Source organism: Azospirillum endophyticum (assembly GCF_016595245.1).
Lineage (GTDB): Bacteria > Pseudomonadota > Alphaproteobacteria > Azospirillales > Azospirillaceae > Azospirillum > Azospirillum endophyticum.
On record NZ_JAENHM010000060.1, the window covers coordinates 307,318 to 324,647 of the forward strand.

16 protein-coding genes are annotated in these 17,330 nt (G+C 68.5%); 5 read left to right on the forward strand and 11 right to left on the reverse strand.

Annotated features, from left to right (window positions below; genetic code table 11):
• Positions 1-69 precede the first annotated feature (69 nt).
• Genes JHL17_RS22745 through JHL17_RS22760 form a run of 4 tightly spaced genes read left to right on the forward strand, consistent with a single transcriptional unit; the run spans position 70 to position 5,652 of the window.
• Positions 70-1,182: an ABC transporter substrate-binding protein gene (locus JHL17_RS22745; protein WP_200196642.1), complete on the forward strand. Its 1,113-nt coding sequence runs from the start codon at positions 70-72 to the stop codon at positions 1,180-1,182.
• A gap of 25 nt (positions 1,183-1,207) precedes the next feature.
• Positions 1,208-2,305 (forward strand): ABC transporter ATP-binding protein, encoded by a 1,098-nt coding sequence (locus tag JHL17_RS22750; RefSeq protein ID WP_200196644.1) that lies wholly within the window; start codon positions 1,208-1,210, stop codon positions 2,303-2,305.
• A complete protein-coding gene (locus tag JHL17_RS22755; RefSeq protein ID WP_200196645.1) occupies positions 2,302-4,065 on the forward strand; it encodes an ABC transporter permease subunit in 1,764 nt (587 codons plus the stop codon). Before JHL17_RS22750 ends, JHL17_RS22755 begins: the two co-directional genes overlap by 4 nt.
• A gap of 51 nt (positions 4,066-4,116) precedes the next feature.
• Positions 4,117-5,652 carry an AMP-binding protein gene (locus tag JHL17_RS22760; RefSeq protein WP_200196646.1) on the forward strand — a complete coding sequence of 512 codons (1,536 nt, stop codon included), beginning with the start codon at positions 4,117-4,119 and terminating at the stop codon, positions 5,650-5,652.
• 71 nt (positions 5,653-5,723) lie between these two features.
• On the opposite strand, the gene JHL17_RS22765 is transcribed toward JHL17_RS22760, so the two are convergent.
• From JHL17_RS22765 to pdxR, 3 genes are all read right to left on the reverse strand, one after another.
• Positions 5,724-7,919, reverse strand: coding sequence for a TonB-dependent receptor (locus JHL17_RS22765; RefSeq protein WP_247893739.1), 2,196 nt, complete (start codon positions 7,917-7,919; stop codon positions 5,724-5,726).
• Between the two features lie 164 nt (positions 7,920-8,083).
• Entirely contained in the window at positions 8,084-8,512 is a 429-nt protein-coding gene (locus tag JHL17_RS22770) for a DUF2946 family protein (RefSeq protein WP_247893740.1), read from the reverse strand.
• 168 nt (positions 8,513-8,680) lie between these two features.
• A complete protein-coding gene (gene pdxR / locus JHL17_RS22775; protein ID WP_247893741.1) occupies positions 8,681-10,267 on the reverse strand; it encodes a MocR-like pyridoxine biosynthesis transcription factor PdxR in 1,587 nt (528 codons plus the stop codon).
• 121 nt (positions 10,268-10,388) lie between these two features.
• Between pdxR and JHL17_RS22780 the strand changes: the two genes are divergently transcribed.
• Positions 10,389-11,078, forward strand: a complete 690-nt coding sequence (locus JHL17_RS22780) for a pyridoxamine 5'-phosphate oxidase family protein (protein ID WP_200196648.1) — start codon at positions 10,389-10,391, stop codon at positions 11,076-11,078.
• A gap of 129 nt (positions 11,079-11,207) precedes the next feature.
• Here the strand turns inward: JHL17_RS22780 and JHL17_RS22785 are convergent, their stop codons facing one another.
• The 8 genes from JHL17_RS22785 to JHL17_RS22820 form a co-directional block, all read right to left on the reverse strand.
• Positions 11,208-11,819: an OmpA family protein gene (locus tag JHL17_RS22785; protein WP_200196649.1), complete on the reverse strand. Its 612-nt coding sequence runs from the start codon at positions 11,817-11,819 to the stop codon at positions 11,208-11,210.
• A 170-nt stretch (positions 11,820-11,989) separates the two neighbouring features.
• Positions 11,990-12,526 (reverse strand): gamma carbonic anhydrase family protein, encoded by a 537-nt coding sequence (locus tag JHL17_RS22790; protein ID WP_200196650.1) that lies wholly within the window; start codon positions 12,524-12,526, stop codon positions 11,990-11,992.
• A 177-nt stretch (positions 12,527-12,703) separates the two neighbouring features.
• On the reverse strand, positions 12,704-13,768 hold the full coding sequence (gene argC, locus JHL17_RS22795; RefSeq protein ID WP_200196651.1) for an N-acetyl-gamma-glutamyl-phosphate reductase: 1,065 nt from the start codon (positions 13,766-13,768) through the stop codon (positions 12,704-12,706).
• Positions 13,769-13,901: 133 nt separating this feature from the next.
• A complete protein-coding gene (gene rpsI, locus JHL17_RS22800; protein ID WP_247893742.1) occupies positions 13,902-14,390 on the reverse strand; it encodes a 30S ribosomal protein S9 in 489 nt (162 codons plus the stop codon).
• 2 nt (positions 14,391-14,392) lie between these two features.
• The gene (rplM, locus tag JHL17_RS22805; RefSeq protein WP_200196653.1) at positions 14,393-14,857 is read right to left on the reverse strand and encodes a 50S ribosomal protein L13; all 465 of its coding nucleotides are present in this window, start codon (positions 14,855-14,857) and stop codon (positions 14,393-14,395) included.
• A 182-nt stretch (positions 14,858-15,039) separates the two neighbouring features.
• Positions 15,040-15,540, reverse strand: a complete 501-nt coding sequence (locus JHL17_RS22810; RefSeq protein WP_247893743.1) for a PaaI family thioesterase — start codon at positions 15,538-15,540, stop codon at positions 15,040-15,042.
• Between the two features lie 72 nt (positions 15,541-15,612).
• Positions 15,613-16,398 (reverse strand): hypothetical protein, encoded by a 786-nt coding sequence (locus JHL17_RS22815; protein WP_200196655.1) that lies wholly within the window; start codon positions 16,396-16,398, stop codon positions 15,613-15,615.
• 270 nt (positions 16,399-16,668) lie between these two features.
• Entirely contained in the window at positions 16,669-17,190 is a 522-nt protein-coding gene (locus JHL17_RS22820; protein WP_200196656.1) for a ferritin-like domain-containing protein, read from the reverse strand.
• Positions 17,191-17,330: the final 140 nt, after the last annotated feature.

The following is a 17,330-nucleotide window of genomic DNA, read 5'->3' on the forward strand; positions in this document are numbered from 1 at the left end:
GCCCCGACCGATCCACGCTCCATCAACCGGGCGATCACAAGACCCGGCCAGCGAACAGGGAACACGAACATGGACAAGAACGACGATTCCATCATCGGCCGCCGCATCGGCCGCCGCGGCCTTCTCGCCACCGCGCTGACGGGGGCGGGGGGCACCGCCCTCGCCGCCGCCCTGCCGGCGGTTCTGGCGGCCGGAGCGAGCCGTCCGGCGCTGGCGCAGGCGACGCAGATCACCGTCGCCGATCCGGGCGGTCCCTACAGCCCGGCCTTCCGCAAGGCCTTCTACGATCCGTTCGAGCAGGCGACCGGCATCAAGGTGATCAACGTCGCCCGCGAGGCCGAACCGACCGCCCAGTTCAAGGCGATCGTGGAAACCAGGTCCTACAGCTGGGACGTCTGCACGCTGACCCTGTCCGCCCGCGACATCCTGGCCCACCAGAACCTGCTGGAGCCGCTGGATTTCGCCGCGGCCGACGCACCCGGCCTGATGCCCGACGCGCTGACCGGCCAATGGATGGGCACCGACGTCTATTCGACCATCCTCGGCTACCGGACCGACAAGTTCCCCTCCAACCCGCCGCAGAGCTGGGCCGACTTCTGGAACGTCGAGAAGTTCCCCGGCCGCCGCTCGCTGCGCAAGAATCCGATCGACACGCTGGAGCAGGCGCTGCTGGCCGACGGGGTGCCGCTGGACAAGCTCTACCCGCTCGACGTCGAGCGTGCGTTCAAGAGCCTGGACCGCATCCGCCCGCACATCGCCGCCTGGTGGACCGGCGGCGCCCAGTCCACCCAGCTGATCCAGAGCGGCGAGGTCGACATGATCGCCCTGTGGAACGCCCGCGCCCAGGCCGCCATCGACGGCGGGGCGCCGGTGAGGATCTCGTGGAACCAGGGCCTCTATTCGATCGAGGGATGGGGCATTCCGCGCGGCAACCCGCGCGCCGACGCCGCGCGCAAGTTCATCAAGTTCTGCGCCGATCCGCAGCGCCAAGCGGTCTTCACCGAGGTGCTGGCCTATGGCCCGACAAACCTCAAGGCCTATGACGCCATCCCGAAGGAGCGGGCGCAGGCGCTGCCCACCTTCCCCGAGAATCTCAAGACGATGACCATTGCCCGCGAGGACTGGTGGGGCGCCAACCGCTCCAAGATGAGCGAACGCTTCAACGCCTGGATCCTCGGCTGACGACCATCACAGGAGACCCGCCGCCATGCTCCCCTCCCACGGAACGGCCCCTCCCGCCTGCAAGCTTCTGGTCGACGGCCTCACCAAGAGCTACGGAACCGTCGTCGCTCTCCAGCCGACCCGGCTGGAGGTTCCGGCAGGCGAATTCCTGACGCTGCTGGGTCCCTCCGGCTCGGGCAAGACCACGCTTCTGCAGATGATCTGCGGGCTGGTGGAACCCAACGGCGGGCGCATCCTGATCGATGGCCGCGACGAAACCCGCACCCCCGTCCACAAGCGCGACATCGGGCTGGTCTTCCAGCATTACGCCCTGTTCCCCCACCTGACGGTGGCGGAGAACATCGGCTTCCCCCTGCGCATGCGGGGGGTGGCCGCCGCCGACCTGGACCGCCGGGTGCGGGAGGCGCTCGACATGGTCCATCTCGGCCATCTCGGCGACCGCTTCCCCAAGGAGCTGTCGGGCGGCCAGCAGCAGCGGGTGGCGCTGGCCCGCTGCTTCGTCTACCAGCCCTCCGTCATCCTGATGGACGAGCCGTTGGGGGCGCTGGACAAGAAGCTGCGCGAGCACATGCAGTACGAGATCAAGCGGCTGCACCGCGAGACCGGCGCGACCATCATCTACGTCACCCATGACCAGGAAGAGGCGTTGGCCATGTCCGACCGCATCTGCCTGATGAACCATGCACGCATCGAGCAGATCGGCACGCCCCACGACATCTACGCCCGGCCCAAGACCGCCTTCGCCGCCGATTTCATCGGCGTGTCGAACATCTTCCGCGGCACCGTCCAGCGGGACGAGGGCGGACGGCCCATCCTGGTGACCGGCGGCGGGCGCTTCCGCCTGTCCCCCGCGATCGGCGCCGCCGCTGACGCCGCCGACGGCCAGGGCGAGGCATCGCTGATCGTCCGTCCCGAACAGCTCGACCTGGAGGGAGACGGCGACAACGAGGTGTCGGGCCGGGTGGTCGACACCGTCTATGCCGGTTCGGAAACCCGCGTGCTGGTGGCGCTGGGCGACCGGTCGACCATCACCGTGCGGCTGCGCCGCGGCATGTCGCCGCCGCCGCTGGGCGACCAGGTCGCCGTGCGCTGGCGCAGCGATGCCGGAGTGCTGGTGTCATGAGCGCCGTCCTCCTGCACGGCTCCGCCGAAGGCGGCCTGCGGCAACGCCTGCGCTTCGGCCCGCTCTGGCTGGCGGCGCCCGGCATCGCCTTCCTGGCCGTCTTCTTCCTCTACCCGGTCCTGCGCCTGCTCGGGCTCAGCGTCCAGGACGCCGACACCGGCGCCTGGACGGGGGAGCATTACGCCCGCATCGTCGACACCGGCGTCTATTTCCGCGTGCTGATGGGCACCTTCCGCATCGCGGGCCTGACGGCGCTGTTCTCGCTTCTGCTGGGCTATCCGCTGGCCTATTGGCTGGCGCAGCTGCCGGAGCGCCGGCGCGGCACGATGGTGCTGGCGGTGATGGTGCCGTTCTGGACCAGCTATCTGGTGAAGACCTTCGCCTGGATGGTGATCCTGGGACGCACCGGCGTCATCGGCGGCATCCTGTCGGCCGGCGGCCTGCCGCGGCCGGAGATGCTGCACAACGAGTTCGGCGTGATGGTCGGCATGGTGCATGCCATGCTGCCGCTGGCGGTGCTGACGATGCTGCCGGTGATGACCGGGATCGACCGCCGGCTGGTGCAGGCGGCCGAAACGCTGGGAGCGGCGCCCGGCCATGCCTTCTGGATGGTCTATTTCCAGCTGTCGCTGCCGGGCGTCGCCGCGGCCGGGCTGCTGACCTTCATCTCCTCGCTGGGCTTCTTCATCGTGCCGGCCCTGCTGGGCGGACCGCAGCAGACCATGCTGGCCCAGCTCATCATCATCCAGATCCAGGAGATGCTGAACTGGGCCTTCGCCGGAGCGCTGGCGACCTTCATGCTGACGGCCGCGCTGGTCACCTGCTGGGTCTACGACCGCGTCTTCGGCCTGTCCACCCTGTCCGGCGAGGGAGGCCGGCGCAAAAAGGGTGGCGGCCCCCTGCGCAAAGCCGGCCAGGGCGTCCTGTCGGTCCTGGCCGCAGCGACTGCTGGCGCCGCGCGCCTCACGCAGCCGATCCTCGGCGAACGCGGCCATGGCCGGCTGCCGGCGATCTATTCGACGCTGGTGCTGGTCTTCCTGGTGGCGCCGGCCGTCGTGGTCGTGCCGATCGCCTTCACCAGCTCGCCCTTCCTCGATTTCCCGCCGCCGGGCTACAGCCTGAAATGGTTCGAGGTCTATTTCGGCTCGGACCTCTGGCTCGGTGCCACGCTGCGCTCCTTCGGCGTCGCCTTCGCCACCGCCGTCCTGGCGACGCTGGTCGCCGGACTGGCCGCCCTGGCGCTCGCCCGTTCCACCTCGCGCTGGCGCGGCGCCATCTTCGCCCTGTTCCTGGCACCGATGATCGTGCCGCGCATCGTCATCGCCGTCGGCCTTTTCTATCTGTTCGCCCAGATCGGCCTGGTCGCCACCGACCTCGGGCTGGTCATCGGCCACACGGTGCTGGCCCTGCCCTTCGCCTTCGTCGCCATCGCCGCGGTGGTCAAGGGCCATGACTGGCGCCTCGACCAGGCGGCGGCGACGCTCGGCGCCAACCGGGTGCAGACGCTGATGCGGGTCACCGTGCCGCTGATCCGCGGCGGCCTGGTGGCGGCCTTCCTGTTCGCCTTCATCACCTCCTTCGACGAGCTGACGGTGGCCATCTTCGTCAGCGGCGGCGTCAAGACCACGCTGCCCAAGCAGATGTGGGACGACATGATCCTGCAGCTGAACCCGACCCTGGCCGCGGTGTCGGTCGTCGTCTTCGTCATCGTCATGGCGCTGCTGCTGATCGCCGAACGGCTGCGCCGTTCCGGCCGCTGAGCCGCCGCCCTTCCTCCATCCCGAGATTTTCCGAGCCGAGATCCCCCGACCATGTCCGATTTCGACACCGGGTTCGCCGGCCTGCTGAGCCAGGCCGCGCGGACCGACGGCGAGCGTCCGTTCGCCCGCTACAACGGCATCCCGCTGACCGTCGGCACGCTCGACCGCCAGTCCGACAGCATGGCGGCGGAGCTTCGGCGGATGGGGCTGCGCCCCGGCGACCGCGTGGCGCTGATGCTGCGCAACAGCCCGGCGGTGCTGTCCACCCTGTTCGGCCTCGCCAAGGCCGGGCTGGTGTGGGTTCCCATCAACGCCCAGCAGCGCGGCGACGGGCTGCGCTACATCCTGGAGCATTCCGATCCGGCCGCGGTGCTGGCCGACGCCGACCTCGTGCCGGTCATCGCGGAGTGCGGCGCCGACCTGTCGGGCAAGCCGCTGGTCCTGGCCGGCGGCGGAGCGGACGACACCCTGCGGCTCGAGCCGATGCTGGAGACCGGCGCCCGGTTCGAGGGGGCGCTTCCCGGCCCCGACAGCCTGTTCGCCATCATGTACACGTCCGGCACCACCGGCCGGCCGAAGGGCGCGCAGGTCACCCACCGCATGATGCGGCTGGCGGGCGAGGCGGTGGCCCGGGTGTCCGCCGCGCGCGACGGCGACGTGCTGTTCCTGTGGGAGCCGCTCTACCACATCGGCGGCGCGCAGATGATCGTGCTGCCGCTGATCGCCAAGGTGTCGCTGGCGATGGTCGACCGCTTCAGCGCCAGCCGCTTCTGGGACCAGGTGCGCGAGTATGGGGCCACCCACATCCATTACCTGGGCGGCATCCTGCAGATCCTGCTGAAGCAGCCGCCCGATCCGCGCGACCGCGACCATCCGGTGCGCATCGCCTGGGGCGGCGGCTGCCCGAAGGAGACCTGGACGCCGTTCGAGAAGCGGTTCGGCGTGCAGATCCGCGAATGCTATGGCATGACCGAGGCGTCGAGCATCACCACCTGCAACGACGAGGGCATCGTCGGCGCGGTCGGCCGGCCGATGCCCTGGTTCACCGTGGACCTGCTGGACGAGGCAGGATCCCCGGTCCCCCACGGCGAGCGCGGCGAGATCGTGGTGCGCACCGACCGGCCCGGCGCCCTGTTCGCCGGCTATTTCCGCAATCCGGAGGCGACGGCGAAGGCCCTGCGCGGCGGCGCGTTGCACACCGGCGACCTCGGATCCCTGCTGCCGGACGGCACGCTGCTGTTCCACGGCCGGATGACCGACAGCATGCGCTGCAAGGGCGAGAACGTCTCCGCCTGGGAGATCGAGCACATCGCCGCCACCCATCCCGCCATCGAGGACTGCGCCGTCATCGGGGTGAAGGCGGAGATCGGCGAACAGGACATCAAGCTGTTCGTGAAGCCGAAGCAGGGGACCGCGGTGGACGTCCCCGCCCTGTCCGACTGGCTCGGCCGCCAGCTCGCCCCCTACCAGAACCCCCGCTACATCGCGCTGGTGGAGGAGTTCGAGCGCACACCCAGCCAGCGCATCATGAAGCATCGCCTGTCGCCGGCCGTGCATGACAGCTGGGACCGGCAGGCGGCGCGCTGAGGCCGGGTTCGGCGGCCGTCATCGGCGGCCGTCGATGGCGGAGCCGCCCGGCGCGCGGCCGACCGCCCGATTCAGAACTTCACCGTCATGCCGGCGATGAAGGAGCGGCCCGCCCCCGGCAGCGCCCCGACCGTTCCCCGGCTTCCTCCGGCCCTGTAGTCGGCATAGTCGACGCCGCCCAGCGGCTGGAGATAATGCTGGTCGAACAGGTTCTCGATGCCGGCATCGATCCGGATGTCGCCCCACTCGTATCCGGTGCGCAGGGTCACCAGGGCGTAGCCCGGCGTCTTCGGCTCGTTGCGCGCCTCCTCCACCCGCTCCTTGCGGGCGGTCGCCTGCACCTCCACGGCGCTGCTCCAGCCGCCCCGCCGGTGCTCCAGCGTCAGCAGGGCGTTGAGCGGCATCATGTGGTACAGCGCGTCGCCGATGTCGAGATTGCGGCCATGCACCCAGCCGGCCACCCCGGACAGGCGGAAGGCGCCGATCTCCTCGTCCTCGTAGACCCTGGCCGCCGCCGACAGATTGGCGCCGACGAGGATGGCGTCATGGTTGGCGAAGCGCAGCTTGACGAAGCCGTTGCCCAGGGTGCCGATCCGCTCGACGTCGATGAAGTCCTGCACATAGGTGTAATAGGGCGTGAGCTTGACCTCCCACGCCTTGCGGGTGGCGTCGTACAGCGACAGGGTGGTGCTGACGGTGTGGGCCACCTCGGGCTTGAGGTCGAGGTTGCCGACATAGCCGTTGGCGTCGCCGAACCAGCCGTTCATGCTGCTCGACATGCCGCCGGTGCCCCAGGCGTAGCGTTCATAGAGGTTGGGCGACCGGGTCTTGCGGGCGTAGCCGGCTTCGATCGCGCTGGTGTCGGAGGGGGTGTAGCGGACCAGCGCCGTCACGTCGACATTGACGTCGGTGCGGGCATGGCCGCGGGCGTTGAAGGCGCGGGCGTCGGCGGCATCCGGGTTGGCCATCGCCATCATGCCCATGCCGGTGGCGTTCTGCCAGGAATAGGGCTGCACCGCGCCGGTGTCCATCCACACCACGTCGTTGCGCAGGCCGAGCAGGGTCGTCCAGGCCGGTGACCAGTTGGCCTCCCACTCGGCAAAGCTGCCGACGCGGTTGCGGGTACCGTCCTTGACGTTCCAGTAGGTCAGCGGGCTCATCATCATGCTGCCCGCCACCGGGTCCCACCAGTCGTCCAGGCCGGTATGGCGGAACTCGGTGCCGACGCGCAGAGTGTCGCGGTCCGACAGCGGCAGCGTCGCCTTGACCGAATAGCCGGCGTCGGTGGTCAGCGTGTCCATCGGCATGCCGCCGCCGGCGGTGCCGCCCTTGTCCTCCAGGAAGTTCATGGTGTGGCGGGTGCGCCGCCAGTTGGCGCGCGCATCCAGCGTTCCCCAGTCGAAGATCCCTTCATAGCGGCCGTTGAGGAAGGCGCTGCGGTTGTCGGTCAGGTCCATGCGCTGGGTGGGAAAGCCCTGGTAGGGCATGGTCTGGATGCCGCCCTGCAGCGTGACCTTATGCCCATCACGGCGTGCTCCGACCGTCACGGCATTGTCCTGCACGTCGTAGAGCGTCGAGCGGACGGTCCGGCCGTTGCCGGCCTTGTAGTTTTCGGCCCGGCTCCAGGAGCCGCTGTAGCCGAGGCTGAAACCGTCATTGGCGACGGACGCCTCGGCGGCCCCCGTCACGCTGCGTCCGTTCGAGCGGTAGAAGGCCGACAACTTGCCTTCCGTATGCACGGCTTCACCCGGTGCGGCGAAGACCGGCGGGGCGCTCTCGACCGAGATGGTACCGGAGAGGCTGTCGCCGCCAGCACTGACCGGCGTGATGCCGGCCAGCACCTCCACCTTGGAAACGCGCATGGGGGAGATGGCGGACAGGGCCGGGTTCATCTGGTTGGGACAGGCAGGGGCGATGGGCGCGCCGTCGACCAGGACGTTGACGCGGTCGGCGCCCAGCCCGTTCAGCGCCGGCAGGCTCGACACGCCGCCGTTGCCGTTCAGGCTGACCCCGGCCAACCCGCGCAGCAGGGCTGCGGTGTCGGCGGTGGAAACCCGGCGGGCGGCCAGTCCCGCCTCGCCCAGCCCATCGCCGGACAGCAAGGAGCCGGACAGCAAGGCGCCATCGTCCGGACTGGCGAACACGGAAATCCCAGGCAGGGTTTCGACGGTCTGGGCAAAGGCGGCGGTGGAAAACAGGCCGGCCAGGGCAGCACTCGACAACAGGGCCGCACGCAAAGCGTCGGCCGCGGCAAAACGCGACGTCATGACAAGTCTCGATCTGAAGCCAGCCGGGCACGACGCGGCACCATCATGACGGACGGCCATAATGGACGGCTATCGCGGACGTCGTGCAAAGCTGGGAGCCGGAATGGATGGCGATGGCGGCCGGATGCGCGATCCTTGGCGCGCAGCGGTCCCGCATCCTGGCCTCAGGCCGGCGGCCCGCGGGCCTGAAGGGTGGACAGGAACCAGCCGGCGGCGATCAGATCCCCGGGTAGCAGTGTGGAACCCTGGCGCCTGGCCATTGCGGGCATCACCCGCACATCCGGCGGCGGCATGGCCAGTCCGCCGACCAGCGGGCAAAGCGGACAGGAGCCGCCGGACATCGCCGAGTCGTCCTTCCCTGCCGCAGGATCGCTGGCTGCGTCGTGATCACCCCACACCATGGTCTTGAACCCATCGGGTGTGCAGATGACGATCCGGTCGCCGTCGGCCGCCTCTGCGGGTGCGATCATGGCGGGCATCCAGGCCCAGGCGACGATCTGCAACAGCAACGCGATCGCGCCGGCCGCAAGGCCGGCCCGTCGCGTGGGTCGCATCCTGTCCTGGGTCGCGCTCATGCCGGTCCGCTGGTTCATCCCTGGGTCGTGCGCACCGACACGATCCAGGCGCGGCACATTAGCCGACGCGCCGCAGTCGGGATGAGCGGCATTTGCGCGCAGGGAACTCTCCACCGAACCGTCCCAACCTCGCCGGAAGCCGGATCGGTCCAACCACGCCGCGATGGCGCGCCCGTGCGGCCTTCGTCATTTCACCTGCGGTCCGTTGCCGACCACTACCCGGCCATGAGGGAAGTCACATGGAGGCAAGCTCAGACATTCGCGTGCCCGATAGCGAATGGCGTCCGCAACAACAGCTTGGCTCAGCCGCGCCAGATCCCGCACCGCCCGGTCGAGCGCCGCCGGGTCATGGGCAGCGAAGCCCAGCAGGAGGCCGTTGCCGGCGGTCGCATCGGCCGCGCGATAGTAGCCGGACAGGGACGGCGTGGTCAGGCCGATGCGGGCCGCCCGCTCGGCCAGCACATGGTCGGGGCAGTCCGGCGGCAGGCGCAGCAGGACATGCATGCCGGCCTCCCCCGCCTCGGCGCTGGCAAGGCCGGCGAAGGCATCGGCGATCGAGGCCAGGATGGCACCGCGCTTGGCGGCGTAGAGGGAGCGCATGCCGCGCAGATGCGAGGCGAAATGGCCGTCGGCCAGGAAGCGGTGCAGGGCGGCCTGCGGCACCACGCTGGTCCCCCCGTCGAAATGGCGCCGCGCCGCGCGCACCGGCTCCACCAGATCGGGTGGAACCACGACATAGCCGAGCCGGAGCGCCGGGAACATCACCTTGCTGAAGCTGCCGACATAGACGACCCGGCCGGCGCCGTCCAATCCCTGAAGGGCGGCCAGCGGCGGACCGGCATAGCGGAATTCGCTGTCGTAATCGTCCTCGACGATCCAGGCGTCGCGCGCCGCCGCCCAGTCCAGCAGGCGCAGGCGGCGGGCAAGGCTCATGGTCACGCCCAGCGGAAATTGGTGGGAAGGGGTGACCAGCGCCAGCCTGGCGCCGGCCCCGCCAGCCATACCGGCGGCGACATCGATGCCCTCGCCATCCACCGGCACCGGAACCAGCCGCGCCCCGGCCCCAAGCAGGGCGGCGCGGTTGCCGGGCCAGCCGGGTTCCTCGACCCAGGCCTCGTCGCCGGGGTCGAGCAGCAGCTGCGCCATCAACGCCAACCCCTGCTGCGCGCCGGAAACGATGACGACCTGCTCCGGCTCGCAGCGCACGGCGCGGACGGCGCGCAGATAGGCGGCGATCTCCGCCCGCAGGGGGACGTAGCCCAGCGGGTCCGGCTCCGTCGCCAGCGCCCGGCCGCCATGACGCCAGCAGCGGCCAAGAAGCTGCGCCCACAGGGCGAAGGGAAAAGCACCGAGATCCGGAGTTCCCAGCGCGAAGGGTCGCCCCACCCGGTCGCGGGCGATGGACGGCGCTTCGGCCAGGGCCCGGCCGCGGCCGGACAGGCCGACGCCGCGCCGGGCCTCGTCGCGGGCTGGACCACCGCCGGGAGCCGCATCGGGCAACGAGGCGGCGACGAAGGTACCGGCGCCGACCTGACCAGTGACGTAACCCTCCGCCAGCAGCGTATCATAGGCGGTGACCACCGTGTTGCGCGACAGCCCCCAGTCGGCGGCGAGCGTCCGGCTGGGCGGCAGGCGCTCCCCCGGACGGAGCCGGCCGTCCAGCACCGCCTGACGCAATGCACGGTAGAGCTGGCGGTGCAGCGGCTCCGCCCCGGCGCGGTCGAGCGTCACCGGTCCGAGGCTGGACAGAACCGGGCCGGCCGGGCGGGCCATGGCGATCCTCCGGGAGTATGGGAAAATTGGTCCCTATGGAATCGACATTCTGGACCTTTAGAAGGAGCCATTCTGCCGGCCATTCTGGGCCATCGCAACAGTTCCGGCCATGAGCACGACGATGACCAGCCTTCCCGCCGATCTCCCTGCCACCGAATCCCCTGCTACCGAATCCCCTACCGCCCTGCCCCAGACCGCGCGCACCCGGCCGGTGCGGCTGGGCGACCGCGTCAACCACGACCTTGCCCTGATTCACGCCATCATCGACGAGGCGCCGATCTGCCACGTCGGCTTCGTCGACGACGCCATCAAGGGCCGGGACACGCCCTCCCCCATGGTGATTCCGACGATCCCCTGGCGGGTGGGGGAGGAGTTGATGATCCATGGCGCCTCCTCCAGCCGGATGCTCCGGCGGCTGCAGGAGGGAGGCGAGGCCTGCATCACGCTGTCGCTGATCGACGGCTGGGTGTTGGCGCGGTCGGCCTTCCATCACTCCGTCAACTACCGCTCGGTCATGCTGTTCGGCCGGCCACGGCTGGTGTCGGAGGAGGCGGAGAAGCGCGCGGCGCTCGACGCGCTGATGGAGAAGATCGAACCCGGCCGCGCCGCCAAGGTGCGGGCACCCAATCCGCAGGAGCTGAAGGCGACCGCCGTGCTGGCCTTCCCGATCGCCGAGGCGTCGGCCAAGCGGCGGTCCGGTCCGCCCGGCGACGATCCGGAGGACATGGACCACCCGGTATGGACGGGCGTGGTGCCGTTGCGGCTGATTGCCGGCGAGCCGGAACAGGATCCGGCCCAGATCGCCGACTGAGCACCGAAAGACCGTCAGAACGAAAAAAGGCCGCGACCGGGAACCCCGGCGCGGCCTTTTTCTTGCGGCTTCTCCCGCAGGCGGGAAGGCCATTCCGATACCCCCGGAGCGGCCCCCTGCCAACCGTCCTTAGGACGACGGGGCGTTCAGCAGGCGCGGCAGGATCTGCGCACGACGGTTGGACGGCTCGCGGACGTTCGGACCGGTCTGGACCAGCAGCTGGCTCTCGCCCTTGCCTTCGGTCGTGATGTTGGCGGACTGGACGCCCTTGGCGACCAGGGCCTTCTTGACCGCGTCGGCGCGACGCAGCGACAGCTTCTGGTTGTAGGCCGGCGAACCCGAGGTGTCGGTGTGGCCGACGACGTGGATCTTGGCGCCACCGTTCTTCAGGATGGCCGACACCGCGTCACCGATCACGCGATCGGCGGCCGGGGTGATGTTCGACTTATCCCAGTCGAAGAACACCAGATATTCGCTCTGGACCGCGGCGACGGCGGCCGGAGCCGGAGCGGCGGCGGCCGGCGGGCACGGATAGCTGCCCTGATGGATCACATAGCCGCCGTCAGCGGTGCGGGCGGCGACGCCTTCCGCAACCTGACCGGTCCAGCCGATGACCGGGTTGCACCACTGGGTGCCCTTGCCGACCAGGCTCGCGTCCTGGGCATTGGCGGCCGCCGACAGACCGAAAGCGACGATGGCGGCCGGGATGGCAGCCAGACCCGCGCGAACAATAGTCTTCATTGTCTTCACTCCCTTCCAGAACCCTTCCCCATCAGAGTGCCTGCGGGGGATGAACGTATCAATCGAAGCATCAGCCAACGTGCAAGCGCGGCAGCGACCTTCCCAACATGTGGTGTGCGGCGATGTTCCGACACCTCAGCCGTTCGGCCAAACCGTACCTGTACCTTGACCTATGCTCCACTTCCATAGCAGCTTTTCCGGTATGTTTCCGCCAAATCCGTATAACGGTGGCTGAGCACAGGAAAAACCGCGAGATCCTTTTCCGTAAGCTCGCGAACCGGTCTAGCAGGGCTGCCGGCCCACAAGAATCCGGACGTCACCCGCTTTCCGGGCGTCACCAGAGCACCGGCTGCGACCATCGCCCGCGACTCGACATAGGCCCCATCAAGGATGCAGGCCTTCATGCCGATGAAGCAGCCGTCTTCCAGCGTGCAGGCGTGCAGCAACGCCATGTGGCCGACGGTGATGTCGTCACCGATGTAGGTGCCCTGCCCTTCGGAGGCCACATGGATCACGGTGCCGTCCTGAATGTTGGTGCGAGCGCCGATTCGGATCTCGTTGACGTCTCCACGCACGGTGCAGCCGTACCAGATGCTGCTGTTCGCCCCGATCACGACATCGCCGATCACCGCCGCCGTTTCCGCGATGAACGCGGTCGGGTCGACGGTGGGCAGGATGCCGTTGAAGGCGCGGACAAGGCCAGTCATCAGGTCGTACCGAAGTCGTGCATGACGGGCCGGATTGAAGCACCGTAAGGCTTGAGGCACCACCTGATTTCGCATTGACAGGCCAAAGCAAATCCCGATTGGTGCCTCTGTGCAACAGTGCGGACAGGAGGCCACAACGCTGTCACAGCCCCCTGCCTATCCTTTCGCGGTACCCGATTACGGGAAAAGCGGCGCCTGATCGATGCCGGTCGTCTCCCCCAATCCCATCATGACGTTCATGTTCTGGATCGCCTGGCCCGACGCACCCTTCACCAGATTGTCGATCACCGACACGATGATGGCGCCGCGCGGGGTGCGGTCGGCGACCACGCCGATCAGGTTGTGGTTGGAGGCGCGGACATGGCGCGTCGCCGGCACCACGCCGGCCGGGGTCACGCCGACGAAGGGCTCGTCGGCATAGCGGGCGGCCAGCGTCGCGCGCAGGTCGTCGGCGGTGACGCCGTCGGCCATGCGGACATAGATGGTCGCCATCATGCCGCGGTTCATCGGCACCAGATGCGGAGTGAAGGAGACGGTGACCGGGCGGCCGGCGGCCAGCCGCAGCTCCTGCTCGATCTCCGGCATGTGGCGGTGGTGGCCGACGCCATAGGCGTTGAAGCCTTCCGACACCTCGGTGAATAGGTTGGCCTGCTTGGCGTCGCGCCCGGCGCCCGACACGCCGGACTTGGCGTCGATGATGATGCCGCCCGGCTCGATCTGGTTTTCCAGCAGCAGCGGCAGCAGCGGCAGCAGCGAGCAGGTCGGGTAGCAGCCCGGATTCGCCACCACCCGCGCCTTGCGCACGCCCTGGCGGTTGAACTCGGTCAGGCCGTAGGCGACCTCCTTCTGCAGGTCGACGGCGCGATGCTCATGCCCGTACCAGGTGGCGTATTCCCCCGGATCGGTCAGACGGAAATCGGCGGACAGGTCGACCACCTTCAGCCCGCTCGGCAGGCCGGCGACCACCTCCTGCGTCGTGCCGTGCGGCAGGGCGCAGAAGACGAAGTCCAGGCCATCCCACTTCAGCTCTTCGATCTTCACCAGATCGGGCAGGCCATAGCCGCCGAGATGCGGGAACACCTCCGCCATCGGCTTGCCGGCCTGTCGTTCGGCGGTCAGCGCGGCGATCTCCACATTCGGGTGGCGCAGCAGCATGCGCACCAGTTCGGCGCCGGTGTAACCGGAAGCGCCCAGGATGCCGACGCGGATTTTCGAGCCGCCGGGAGTGCTGATCGAGGCCATGGAACCGATGTCCTTCGCTTGACGGGAGGAACGTTGACGTTCGGATGGGCTTGCCCAAAAAGGCAAAAAGAAAGGGGCGCCCCCTTCGGGGCGCCCCTCGCTTGTACCGTAAAGCCGCGGGCCCGTGTAGGGATTAGCGCTTCGAGAACTGGAAGCTGCGGCGGGCCTTGGCGCGGCCGTACTTCTTACGCTCGACCGTACGGGCGTCGCGGGTCAGGAAACCGGCGGCCTTCAACGGCGGGCGCAGCGACGGCTCGAAGTAGGTCAGGGCCTTGGAGATGCCGTGACGGACGGCACCGGCCTGGCCCGACAGACCGCCGCCGGCGACGGTGGCGACCACGTCGAACTGCTCCGAACGCTCGGTGACGCCGAACGGCTGGGCGATCATCATGCGCAGAACCGGACGGGCGAAATAGACCGACTGGTCGCGGCCGTTCACGGTGACCTTGCCGGAGCCCGGCTTGATCCACACGCGGGCGACGGCGTCCTTGCGCTTGCCGGTGGCATAGGCGCGGCCCTGGGCGTCCAGCTTCGGAGCGGCGAGCTCCTCGGTGACGGTCGCGGTGGCGGCGGCGCCCGTCAGTTCCTTGAGGCTGGAGAGGGTGGTGGTGACCTGAGCCATGCTTACGCGCTCCGCTTATTCTTCGGGTTCAGGGCGCCGACGTCGAGGGCGACCGGCTGCTGCGCATCGTGCGGATGCGTGGCGCCCTTGTAGACCTTGAGGTGGGTCATCTGCTGGCGGCCGAGCGGACCGCGCGGAACCATGCGCTCCACGGCCTTCTCGATCACGCGCTCCGGATACTTGCCGTCCAGGATCTGGCCCTTGGAACGGCCCTTGATCCCACCCGGATAGCCGGTGTGCCAGTAGAAGATGTCGGCGTCGCGCTTGTTACCGGTCAGCTTCACCTTCTCCGCATTGATGACGACGATGTGATCGCCGCAATCCATGTGGGGGGTGTAGGTCGGCTTGTTCTTGCCACGCAGGATGTTCGCCAGGATGCTGGCAAGCCGGCCGAGAACGAGGCCGTCGGCATCGACGACGTACCACTTCTTCTCGATCTCGGTCGGCTTCAGATTGAAGGTCTTCATCGCCACACTCGTTTCTTCGAATACGGATCGGCAGGCCGCCGAATCCGGGGCGCCGAAGCGGACGGCTTTCTACGGGTCGGGACGGGCCTCTGTCAACGGAAAAATTTCCGTCTAATATCAATGGCTTGCAGTCACGGTATCCAAATACCCGAGACGCAAACCCATTGAAATAGAACGATCTTTTATGGGGTCACGTCGCTGCGGTAATGGGATACCGCAACGGTGACGGGGTCATGCGGCGGGATCGAGTAGGTTCCGGTGACGTGGGCGACCGGCTCCGGATCGCCCTCGGAGAACAGCAGGATCTCGCCGTAGGCCAGCCGCTTGCCCAGCTTCAGGACGCGCGCTTCGGCGATGATGGCGACGGGCGGCGGGCGACGCAGGAAGTTGATGGTCATGCTGGTGGTCACCGCCAGTTCGACCCGGCCGATCAGGCTCAGCACCGCACCATAGAGCGCCACGTCGGCCAGCCCGAACATCGCCGGACCCGTGACGGTACCGCCGGGCCGGACGAAATCGTCCTTGTAGGGCAGGCGCAGACGGATCGTGCCGGCGCCCAGGCTTTCCACGACGATGCCGAAGTTCCCGACCAGGGGAACCCCCTCGCGGATCAGATTCTCCAACTCCTCCCGGCCCATGGCCGGGACGGGGGTGGTTGCGGCGGACGTATCGACGGCGGACATGGACCCTCGGCCGGTGATCTCGGTTGGATCACCGGACTGTGCGCCATACCGTCCATTCGGACAAGTATGGAGCTATTCGGCGGGCTTCGGCTCCACAGGTGCGGCGGCGGGTGCCGGGGTGGCGGCGGAGGTTGTGACGGACGCTGCGGCAGGCGTGGCGATCTCCGGCGGCGGCGCGTTGTCGGTTGGCGCGGTCAGACGGACCGGACCGCCACCGGTGGACTGGGCAGTGCCGGCGGCGGATTCGGAAGGGGTGGCTTCGCTGGGCGGAGCGAGTGGCACCGCCTTGATGTCGGATTTCGGTGCGTCGGGACGCGGCGTTTCGGGCTTTGGGGCATCGGATTTGGACGCCTCGGCCTTGGCCGAATCGGCTTTGGGGGCCTCCGGCTCGCCGGGAGTCGAATAGTCGGGGACGATGCGGGCTTGGCTGCCGGTGATGACCAGCACCTTCTGGCCGATCGGCAGCGGCTGCGGTTCCTTCTGGGTCAGTGACAGCAGCTCGCCGTTGGATTTGCGGACGATGTATTCCCACCCGTTGGTGTCGCCGGCGATATGCTCCATCGCCGTGCCCAGCAGGCCGCCGATCGCCGTGCCGCCGACGGTGCCGAGCGCGGAATTGATGCCGCCCGTCCCGACCTGCGCGCCCAGGATGCCGCCGGCCGCGCCGCCGCTGACGGCACCGACGGTGCCGTTGGCGCTGATCGCAACCTGGCGGAATCCGACGACGATGCCCGGCTCCACCTTGTTGGCCTGCTGGACCGCGCTGGAGGCGTAGGTGTTGGGAGAATAGTCGGAGGTGCAGCCCGCGAGACCGCCGGCCGCGGCGATGAACAGGCAGAGAGAAACCGATCGAAGCACGGGGGAGCCATCCGTTTTGAAACCCGCCCAATTTCTTACGGCAAAGTCCCCCGGCTCGTCACCGGGCAAAATCCGGACAGGACGCGGATGCTGCATTGCAGCAGAATGATGGCGGGTGGCGGTCGCTTGGCGACGGCGGCGCCAACAGGAAGACCGCCAGCCCGATCTACGACGTCTGAATGGCGTGTGGCGCCGGGAGACGCGGCGCAAAGAGAGCGGCCGGGGAAGAGCATATCTGCCCCGGCCGTTGTCACGCGTGCCGATCCGGCGTCAGCGGCCGGCGGTCTCGCCGCCAGCCTTCAGCGACAGGTATTTCAGCGTCAGCGTCGGGACATTCTCGATCACCCAGGAGGCCATCGCCTCCTCCTCGCGCAACGAGGTCTGCAGCAGAGGCGTCGCGAAGGCGAAATTGCCGGCATCCGCCACGGTCAGCAGCGACCGGTAGCTCGCCACCTCGAAATTCTCGAAGGCGTAGTTGGCGAAGGAGTTCTTGAGAATCTCGTCCTCGGCGAAGCTGTGGCCGAGTGCGGCCAGATTGCCCATGATCGACAGGGCGGTGTCCTTCAGCCCGGAATGGGTTTCCTGAAGCTGGTCCAGGATCTGCTCGATGCGGGTGATCTGGGACTCGGTCTCGCCACGGTGCATGCGCAGGTGGTCGGCGACCTCGGGATAATTCACCAAACGGTCGAGCTGGCGGTCCATCAGGGCGAGCGCCTGCTGTTCCACCGCATGGGCGTTGCGCAGGCCGGTGACGAACAGGGCGCGTGTGAGGTCCGCGGAATAGGCGGCCATGAGTATCCTCCTTGAGGTATCAACGCTCCGTTGAACGTCTGCCCGCACCAACAGCGGGATACCGTCTTCGACCCTCACCGCTTCCGCCATAACGCAAAGGTGCAAAACCTCGCCTGCCGGCCTTCGGTACCGTCATGAAG